The following is an 8,868-nucleotide window of genomic DNA, read 5'->3' as shown; positions in this document are numbered from 1 at the left end:
TGGAGATGTCGTGAGACCCACAGGTTGGACAGGTCATCTCAATGGCCATGGAGGCTACCCCCTCAGAATCTATAAATACGACAGCGTTGCCTTATTTTTTCTCCATCCTTTACGTTAGTCCACTACCCAAAAAATTTCTATTCTTACTATTTAATGGCTCGATTATTTAATTACATAAATGATAAAGAAAAGGCAATATCATGCTGCTATAAAGCTTTAAATATCGATGAGTTTTCGATTCCTACTTACTATATATTAGCCGATATTGCCAAAAAAAATAAATTACCAGAGGCGAAAAAGATACTTAAGAAAATTATTTATCTTGAGCCTAGATCGGTTGCAGCTTATTTGAAGCTAAGCTATGTTTACCAAGCAGAAAACGATACGAATCGGGCTCATAAAATGCAGGAAGTGGCTTTGAGTATTCTTAAGCAACTGCCAGCAGGAATGGAAATTCCAGAGCTAGATTATTTAACTGTTACTCAATTGATGTTACAGCTAGAAACAAACTTAGAGACTAATAATTAAGAGGCAGCATGCAACAAAATTCTTCTTACCTGACGTTTAGCTTAGGCAATTATCTGTATGGTATCAACAGTGACTATTTTGAAGAAGTGATCCCTCTGCCAGAATTGATTCTGCTTCCGGAAGTGGATGACGGCATTGTAGGTATTTTCGATCTCCGGGGAGAGATTTTGCCAGTCTTGGATCTGAATTATAAGCTGGGTTATCCCAAAACAGACTATCGTTTATCCGATAGCTTGATAATTATTAAATGTTTTCAAATTAAAATTGGAATTATTATCAATGGTTTTTCTGATATTAGAGAAATCAGCTCTCATGAGATCGTGAACTCTGACCCTACTCAGATGAACAGTGACCTGGAGGATTTAACAACCGATCGATCAGCAATTATCGCTGGAGTAGTAACTCGTGAGGATGAAGTTTGGGTTTTAAGCGGCCTAGAAAATTGGCTCTCAGAAGCTCAAATCACAGCATTTTTAGGCTCTCTAACACAACAAGAAGAGGGTGAAAATATTGACTTACCACTCGATGAATTGATTAAAACAGAAGAAAATGAAATCATCTTCTGCCCTACGTCTACTGATGAAGAAAGAGCAATTTTTCGCAGTCGAGCCGAAAGCTTAAAGGCGTCAGCGCAGATTCAAGAATTGACAGATTTGCAGTCATTTGTTGTTTTTTACTTAGGCGATCATCTCTGGGGAATCGATTCGGGTATTGTCCGAGAGTTTGTTGATATTAAAAAAATTATCCCGGTTCCCTGTTGCCCCAAACACATTATTGGTAATGCTAATCTGCGAGGTGAAATTCTCACCATCGTAGATTTGCGCGTATTTCTAAATATACCAGTCCTTGAAATATTATCTTCTTGCAAAGTGATTGTTGTAGAATTCGAAGAGATGGTAATGGGTGTTAGGGTGGATAGCATTCGAGATGCAACATTTTTGATCAACCCAAAAAGTATACTTTCAACGGCAACTGCCCTGCCAAACCTGGAGAATGATTACCTCCAGGGAGCAGTCCCCTATGAAGAAGATGACCAACAATTAGTCGGTATTCTAAACTTGCCCAGCCTTTTATTCAAAGGTGGATTTGTAGTTGATGAGCTGGTCTAGCTCGTCCAATCACTTTTGCGATCGCTAGATGCCACCCTCCAGACAACTGCATATTGCTATACCAGCCGTGTAGTGCTTCTCCCTACGTTCAGGTCGATCCAGTGAGATAATGGGGTGTTAGCAGGTTTTGAGATCGCTGCTCTGTATCTAGAGCAAAATCTCAGCTGCTGACCACTGCCAACCTCAATTCGGACAACCCTCCTATGACCATTGCTGAGCAGCTCATTCGTATGGCCGAAGACGAGCTGACCGAGTACAGCACCGACGCCCGCAAAATTGAGAAACTGCGCCGCAAGTTCAGCTTTGCCGTACCCTATCCCAAGCAGGGGAAGGTACGAGAGGAAGTGGCGGCGAGCATCCCCAACAACTTCCTGGCGAAATTGATTGAAGAAAATCGCCAAACGGTAGCGCTGCCGTTTTGGGGCATTGGCGGGCTGGGGCTGCTGCTGGGCATTTCGGGGCGGCAGCCATTAGATTTAATTGCCACGGGGGTTGGGTTTTACCTGGCCTTTCAGGTGCAAAAGTGGGGCTGGGAACTCCAGGCCAAGCGGCTGGTGCTGCAAACCCTCGATCAAATCGAAGCCAGCGTGAAAAATCCAGAACCAGAGGCCTCTCCCTAGGGCGTCATTCACCCATGAGGAAGGGTATGCCCCCCCTAGCCGCGACAATGAAACCGATGTAATCTTATTTGCGGTTATCCGGTCGGTTCCCATTAACTTCAGCGACTTACGGCTGCTACCGGCTGAACAGCCGTAGATCTTCTCCTACGCATCGACAAGCAGAGTAAGGCGTTGGGGCACACCCCGCAGTTTGGCGCTATACAATGAACGATGGCATGTGACTCTTAGTTCATTTCAAACCACCATGACTCTTTCTGTTGGCGACCCCGCTCCTGATTTCAGCCTACTCGATGCCACTGGCACCGCCTACAGCCTGGCCGACCTCAAGGGCCAGCGAGTGGTGCTGTACTTTTACCCCCGCGACAACACCCCCGGCTGTACCAAAGAGGCCTGCGGCTTTCGCGATCGCTACGCCGACTACCGGGGCAAAGATGTAGTCGTGCTGGGGGTCAGCACCGACGATGCCAAATCCCACAGCAAATTTATCGACAAGTTCAGTCTGCCTTTTCCGCTGCTGGTCGATGAGGCCGGCACAGTGGCCAGCCGCTATGGTGTCTACGGCCTAAAAAAATTTATGGGCAAAGAATATATGGGCATTACCCGCAGCACCTTTATTATTGGCCCCGACGGTAATCTGGAGAAAATTTACCTCAAGGTCAAAGCCGAGACCCACGCCGAGACAGTGCTGGCTGATTTGGAAGCCAGCTAGCCCATGGCCTATTTTGCCCACGCTGTGCGCACCCTTTTGGGGCTGCTGCTGCGCCGCCCCATTTTGGGTACCTGCGTCATTCCGCTGCTGGCAGACGGCACCATTGTGCTAGTGCGCCGCCGTGACAATGGGCTGTGGAGTTTGCCCGGTGGCCTTGTCGACTGGGGCGAAGATGTGATGACCTCTGCCGCCAGAGAATTGCAGGAAGAAGCGGGGCTGCAGATGGTCGAGCTAGAGCGCCTGGTGGGGGTCTACTCTCAGCCGCAGCGCGATCCGAGGTTTCATTCGGTCTGCGTCACGGTGGCGGTGCGGGTCAAGGGCCATCCCTATGCGGCTGACCCGGGAGAAGTCTTGGAGACCCGCGCTTTCACCGCTACGGATTTGCCCTGGGCTGATCTATCCCACGATCATCGCCAGCACCTGCAAGATTTCTTTAAGGGAGCAACGGTTTTAGCCTAGCTTTTGGGTAAACTCGTTGGGGTTGACGGCGGAGCAGTACCTCGCCGGAGTACATCTATCCGCACTGTGTCTATGCCCTCACCTGCTGAGATTCCCCTGCGTACTGGCCGCATGAAACTGACGGCTGGCAGCGTTTTTTGGCATGAAGGGGGCAGTCCCCAGGGCGAAACGCTGGTATTTTTGCACGGGTCGTGGCACGACAGCACGCAATGGCTACCGCTAGTGCAACAGCTTGCCTCGCAGCATCACTGCCTGGCCCCAGACTTGCTCGGCTTTGGCGAATCGCGGCGCGAGGGCAGCACCCCCTACTCGGTGACGCTGCAAGTAGAAGCCCTGCACAACTTGCTCACGGCCCTGCGCGTGAGCCACTGTCGGCTGGTGGCCCACTCCTTAGGAGCCTGGGTCGCGGGTCAGTATGCCCTGACCTACCCTGACCAGGTGCAGAGTCTAACGGTGATAGCTCCAGAAGGGGTGGCCGATGGGGGGCGGCGGGGACGCTGGCGGCGCGATCGCTGGTTGGTCGCCCGTTGGTCGCCGTTGCCGCTACTGCTGCCCTGGCTAGGGAAAAGTGCTTGGGCGCAGGCACTGCGCGATCGCCGCCGCTGCCTGCGCCAGGCTCCCGCTGCCTGCCAGATGCTGTTTCAGCGGCGGGCGGCGGCCATTAATGGCGAACTGCTGAACCCGGCGCTAGGGCAATTCTCGTCACCCGCGCTAGTGGTTGAATCTGCTGCCGCTGACCCCTTGACCCATCAATTGACGCAGGCCTGGCTGCACCTACAGCCTGCTGCCCAACATCGAGAAATTGCTGCGGCCACCACGCCCCTAGGAGTTGATGCTATGGAGATGGCGGCCTGTCTGGTACCTGCCTCGCGATCGAAGCCAGCGCTGCGCTAAGCGATTGTCAACCGGCTAGGACTTGGTTGGCGCTGTGCTCAGTACCGCCATCAGCTGGAGGGAAATCTCTTGCGGTAGCAAGGTAACCGTCAACCATGAAGATTTTTCGCCGTCATGTCAGCGGCGAATGAGGCCTCAAACCTATCTAACTTGAGGCTTAGCGACCAACTTGAACCGTGACTAAGATAATTGCGCCTCAGTACATACGAACTATGTCGTGATAACCTAAAGCAAACTTCATCTCTGAGGACTCTAACCATGAACCCCTTTGAGCAACACGGTGCCTTTAGCTGGTGCGAGCTAATGACCACCGATCCCGCTGCCGCCAGCGATTTTTACGGCGCACTCTTGGGCTGGGCCCTAAAAGAAGGCCCGGTGGATGGCATTCCCTATACCGTTGCCCAGGTCGCCGACAAAGAAATCGGCGGGCTGATGGGTATGCCCCCTGAAGCGCCGCCGATGCCCCCAGCTTGGGGGGTCTATGTCACCGTCAACAATGTCGATGAAACGGCCCAAAAAGCCCAAGAGCTTGGCGGCAAGGTGCTCATGCCCCCCACCGATATCAGCACCGTAGGTCGGTTTTGCCTGATTCAAGATCCCCAGGGGGCCACCTTCTACGCCATTACCTACAGCACGCCTTAGCCCCTAGCCCTGGCCCTTGAGCAACTCGATTTCTTGACGAATATCGGCCAGTTCCTGGGTCAGGGCTTCTAAATCACTTTGGACAGAGCTGCTGACCACCGGGCTAGCCACGGTTGTGATCGTTGGGCCTTCGCTGCCGGGGCCAGAGGTGGTGAATGGGTTAGGCATTTGGCTCATCAGCGTATCTACAAACTGCCGAGCCTCGCGCTCGGTGGTTTCGCCTTTAACCTCTAGTTCTTCGGTGAGACGATTGACATCGCTGCCAATCTCAGAAAATTTTTGGCTCGAACTGTTGGGATCTTGAATGGCTTCAATCAGCGAGGCTGTCGCTCCAAGGGTGACGCGAAAGCCTTTTTGCAACGTTTGAGAGAGGTCATCAGGGTTCATAACTGTGCTGCCAAGAAACTCCAAATGCTAAGGCTAGCCGGTCGATAGGCCGCTCGGTTGTCAGGGTCGCCCTGCGCTCGAACGGAGCTTACCATCCCGCTCTAGCCCTACATGCGCTTATAGTCTACCGCGATCGCCCCTGACCCTGTGGCATCCCAAGTTACGATCTCTGGGGCCCCAGTGCTGGCCTGCTTAAGCTAGGTAGGCCATGACATCGTCGTAGATTTGCGCCAGCTCTGCTTCGGTGGTGACGCGAATGCGGTCATCTCGCAGGGTGATCAAGACCTTGGCGGCAAACGGGCTAGGCCAAATATTAGGATTGCAAAAGATTTCGAGAAACACATCGCCGGTGTGGCGATATTCCATGGCGGGCTGAGGGGAGCGGCGACCGGGTTCGCCCGCCTGGGCAGCAGCAGCTTTGAGCGTATTCATTAAATCGATCAGGTCAGCTTTGAGCCCCTGGGCCGCCTCAGCGGAGAAGGCAAACTGGAGGGATCCCTGGGTCAGGTTGAGGGTTAGAGGGGCGCTCATGGTAAGGGTGCTCACGGCAATCGGGGCAGGATGGATAAAGTAAAGGGTACGGCATTGGGGGCCTGTATCGTCTAGCCCGCTGCGATCGCGTCACAGGCCACCGCCATAACTCCCACGGTGAGAATATGTCGCCAAATGTAACGAAAGATTGCGTTGTGTGTCTCGCTACGGCACAGAACCGAGTTTTGTATAGCGGTTTAAGTCGGTATCCTAATCCCAAAGAAAACCCTAAAGCTTTGCCAACTCAATGATTTCCCTCCCTAAAGTAGTAAACAGCAACGTCGATCTGCCGGGGTGAGGCATCTGTTTCAGTTCTAAAGCTGCTGCTGAGTAAATACTCGCCCACTTGGCGACAGCCGCTTAACTATCCAACGGTAATTACCCATCGCTTGCCCCATCGACAACTCTCACTCATCTGCTTTTCGCTCGGTCAAGATCCTACACTTGCACTGCTCAATACTGGAGATGGCATGGCCGCAAATTTTCCCTCCCTCTTATCCCAGGCTACGGTTCGTGAGTCCCTGTGGGCGACCTCAGCCGTTACCCCGACCCCCGTTGACCGCATTCGGCGGTTGGTTTGGAAGATTGCCGTCGCCACCCTGGCTTTGATGGCGGTGGGTAGCGCCACCCGAGTGATGAATGCGGGCCTTGCCTGCCCCGACTGGCCTCTCTGTTACGGTCAACTGGTGCCGCAACAGCAGATGAACCTCCAGGTTTTCTTAGAGTGGTTTCACCGACTCGATGCCGCCCTCATTGGCCTCAGCACTCTATGGTTGGTTGGTCTCAGCATCTGGTATCGGCGGCAGGTGCCCGGCTGGTTGCCCTGGGCAGCGGTGGGGGCCTTGGCCTTAATTGGGGTACAGGGGGCCTTAGGTGGGCTGACCGTTACCCAACTGCTCCGCTTCGATATCGTTACCGCCCATCTGGGTACAGCGCTGCTGTTTTTTAGCGCCATGGTGGTGATCGCCACTTGCCTGCTGCCCTACCGCAGTACTGGTACTGTGGGCCGTCTACCTTGGCTGGGGTTGGGGGCACTGGTCACTGTCTATAGCCAATGCCTACTGGGGGGGCTGGTCGGTTCGCGCTGGGCCGCTCATCAATGCTTAGGTTTGCGAGAACTCTGCCAAGTAATGAATAGTCACTTACTGGGCATCGTGCCCACTACATTGGTGGTACTGGCGCTGACCTGGTCTGTATGGCGGACTCCAGCCCTGACCTATCCGCTGCGTCGATTGGGCAGTCTGGCCAGCATACTGCTAGTGTTTCAGCTGGTCATGGGCATTGCCACCTTTCGTCTGCGGCTCCAAGTTGAGCCCCTGACGGTTACCCATCACACCCTCGGGGCGGCGCTGGTAGGCACATTGGTCTGTTTTACAGTGCTGGCCTGGCGCGATGCTCGTGCCGCTGCCGCTGGGGGATACGACAGCGCTGAGGGGGGAATTGAGGCTGAGGTAATGACGGCTAAAGCTTGAGATGAGCCCGTCTAACCGGCTGCTTGAGGACACTTAGCCGAGTGAGTTCCGACAAAAACAACAAGATTTAGAAAAAATTGGGCGCTTTTAGCTGATATTTGCGCATTTCAGCACTATTTAGGATTTTTTGCATGAATCAGACCACCACATGGAATGCCCCCACCCGTCACCACGAGTCGTTTAAGGCGGTCGTGCAAAGCTATGTGCAGCTCACCAAGCCCCGCATCATTCCCCTGCTGTTGATTGAAACAGCGGCGGCGATGTGGGTGGCGGGTCAGGGTGAGGTCAACCCGGCGCTGTTGATGGTGACCTTGCTCAGCGGTACGTTGGCGGCGGCCTCGGCCCAGACCATTAACTGTGTCTACGATCGCGATATCGACTACGACATGGAGCGTACCCGCCACCGCCCCATCCCCTCTGGGCGAATTCAGGTGCGAGATGCGCTGGTGTTTGCCGGGGTGCTAGCAGCTCTCTCCTTTGGCTTGCAGGCCCTGGTGGCCAACCTGCTCAGCGCGGGGTTGGCGATGGTTGGTATCGCCATCTACGTTGGGGTCTACACCTACTGGTTAAAGCGCTCGTCGCCCCAGAATATTGTCATCGGTGGGGCGGCGGGGGCCATTCCGCCACTGGTCGGCTGGGCCGCTGTTACGGGCGATCTGCCCCTGGCTGCCTGGCTGTTTTTCTTTATCGTTTTCATCTGGACGCCGCCCCACTTTTGGGGGTTGGCCATGCTGATTCAAGATGACTATGCCAAGGTCAACGTGCCGATGATGCCAGTGATTGCAGGCGATGAGTCAACGGCTCGGCAGATCTGGTACTACACTCTGGTGCTGGTACCGCTGACCCTGATGATGACCTATCCCCTGGGGGCAACCGGAGCCTTGTATGCTGCGATCGCCCTATGTCTGGGCGGAATATTTATCCAGAAGGCCTGGGCCCTGCTGCGGGAACCGGGCGATCGCGACCTGGCCAAGGGGCTGTTTAAGTACTCTATTCTCTACATGATGCTGCTGTCGGCGGGCATGGTGGTCGATAGCTGGCCAATCACGCGAACGGTGCTAACGGCTCTCTCGGGCCAGTTAGAGCCCCTGGTGAGTATGCTGCCGTTTTAGGAGTGGTTTGTACACATGGGTTGCAGTCTTCGGACAATAGCTCGTTATCTCAAACCTTTTATCTCAACTTCTGGTTAATTGGCACAACCCATGAAATACTCCCTGAAGCTCTCATCCTTTTGAAATATGGATTGAGGGCTTCAGGCATAAGTTTGATGTCTGCTCGTTAGTTTATTAGAGCCCTTAACCTTGCTTAACAAGATGCCCTCACTATGAGTGACAAGGGCTTTACAGCTCTTTGCGCATTTTCTGCCCCTATCTGGTAAGCCTCTAATCTTGCTTAACGGGTGACAAGGGTACTCAACGTCATGCGGTACAGGGCTTTGAGACAATAAAGGGGACAAAAAATAGGGAGCCTCAGTGCAGCTCCCCTAAACCAATATGTTTCCTGCATCCTACCAAACC

The 8,868-nt window shown here is 53.5% G+C and carries 11 protein-coding genes; 9 read left to right on the top strand and 2 right to left on the bottom strand.

What is annotated here, in order from left to right; all coding sequences use genetic code 11:
- The first annotated feature begins 153 nt into the window (after positions 1 to 153).
- From IQ254_RS27455 to IQ254_RS27425, 7 genes are all read left to right on the top strand, one after another.
- Positions 154 to 528 carry a lipopolysaccharide assembly protein LapB gene (locus IQ254_RS27455; RefSeq protein WP_193969335.1) on the top strand — a complete coding sequence of 125 codons (375 nt, stop codon included), beginning with the start codon at positions 154 to 156 and terminating at the stop codon, positions 526 to 528.
- Positions 529 to 536: 8 nt separating this feature from the next.
- Positions 537 to 1,637: a chemotaxis protein CheW gene (locus tag IQ254_RS27450; protein WP_193969334.1), complete on the top strand. Its 1,101-nt coding sequence runs from the start codon at positions 537 to 539 to the stop codon at positions 1,635 to 1,637.
- A 203-nt stretch (positions 1,638 to 1,840) separates the two neighbouring features.
- The gene (locus tag IQ254_RS27445) at positions 1,841 to 2,257 is read left to right on the top strand and encodes a hypothetical protein (protein ID WP_193969333.1); all 417 of its coding nucleotides are present in this window, start codon (positions 1,841 to 1,843) and stop codon (positions 2,255 to 2,257) included.
- 244 nt (positions 2,258 to 2,501) lie between these two features.
- Positions 2,502 to 2,966: a thioredoxin-dependent thiol peroxidase gene (gene bcp / locus IQ254_RS27440; RefSeq protein ID WP_193969332.1), complete on the top strand. Its 465-nt coding sequence runs from the start codon at positions 2,502 to 2,504 to the stop codon at positions 2,964 to 2,966.
- Between the two features lie 3 nt (positions 2,967 to 2,969).
- Positions 2,970 to 3,425: an NUDIX domain-containing protein gene (locus IQ254_RS27435; protein ID WP_193969331.1), complete on the top strand. Its 456-nt coding sequence runs from the start codon at positions 2,970 to 2,972 to the stop codon at positions 3,423 to 3,425.
- Positions 3,426 to 3,497: 72 nt separating this feature from the next.
- Positions 3,498 to 4,319, top strand: a complete 822-nt coding sequence (locus tag IQ254_RS27430; protein ID WP_193969330.1) for an alpha/beta fold hydrolase — start codon at positions 3,498 to 3,500, stop codon at positions 4,317 to 4,319.
- Between the two features lie 258 nt (positions 4,320 to 4,577).
- Complete coding sequence (locus IQ254_RS27425) at positions 4,578 to 4,961, top strand: VOC family protein (RefSeq protein WP_193969329.1); 384 nt, start codon at positions 4,578 to 4,580, stop codon at positions 4,959 to 4,961.
- Between the two features lie 3 nt (positions 4,962 to 4,964).
- On the opposite strand, the gene IQ254_RS27420 is transcribed toward IQ254_RS27425, so the two are convergent.
- The gene (locus IQ254_RS27420) at positions 4,965 to 5,348 is read right to left on the bottom strand and encodes a hypothetical protein (protein ID WP_193969328.1); all 384 of its coding nucleotides are present in this window, start codon (positions 5,346 to 5,348) and stop codon (positions 4,965 to 4,967) included.
- A 192-nt stretch (positions 5,349 to 5,540) separates the two neighbouring features.
- Complete coding sequence (locus IQ254_RS27415) at positions 5,541 to 5,879, bottom strand: hypothetical protein (protein ID WP_193969327.1); 339 nt, start codon at positions 5,877 to 5,879, stop codon at positions 5,541 to 5,543.
- A 470-nt stretch (positions 5,880 to 6,349) separates the two neighbouring features.
- Here IQ254_RS27415 and IQ254_RS27410 point away from each other — a divergent pair, with 470 nt between their 5' ends.
- Positions 6,350 to 7,351 carry a heme A synthase gene (locus IQ254_RS27410; RefSeq protein ID WP_193969326.1) on the top strand — a complete coding sequence of 334 codons (1,002 nt, stop codon included), beginning with the start codon at positions 6,350 to 6,352 and terminating at the stop codon, positions 7,349 to 7,351.
- Between the two features lie 131 nt (positions 7,352 to 7,482).
- Positions 7,483 to 8,463 carry a heme o synthase gene (locus tag IQ254_RS27405; RefSeq protein WP_193969325.1) on the top strand — a complete coding sequence of 327 codons (981 nt, stop codon included), beginning with the start codon at positions 7,483 to 7,485 and terminating at the stop codon, positions 8,461 to 8,463.
- Positions 8,464 to 8,868 lie beyond the last annotated feature (405 nt).

The organism is Nodosilinea sp. LEGE 07088 (assembly GCF_015207395.1).
Classification (GTDB): Bacteria; Cyanobacteriota; Cyanobacteriia; order Phormidesmidales; family Phormidesmidaceae; genus Nodosilinea.
Note: the sequence above shows the minus strand (reverse complement) of the source record. Positions and strands in the feature narration are given on the sequence as shown.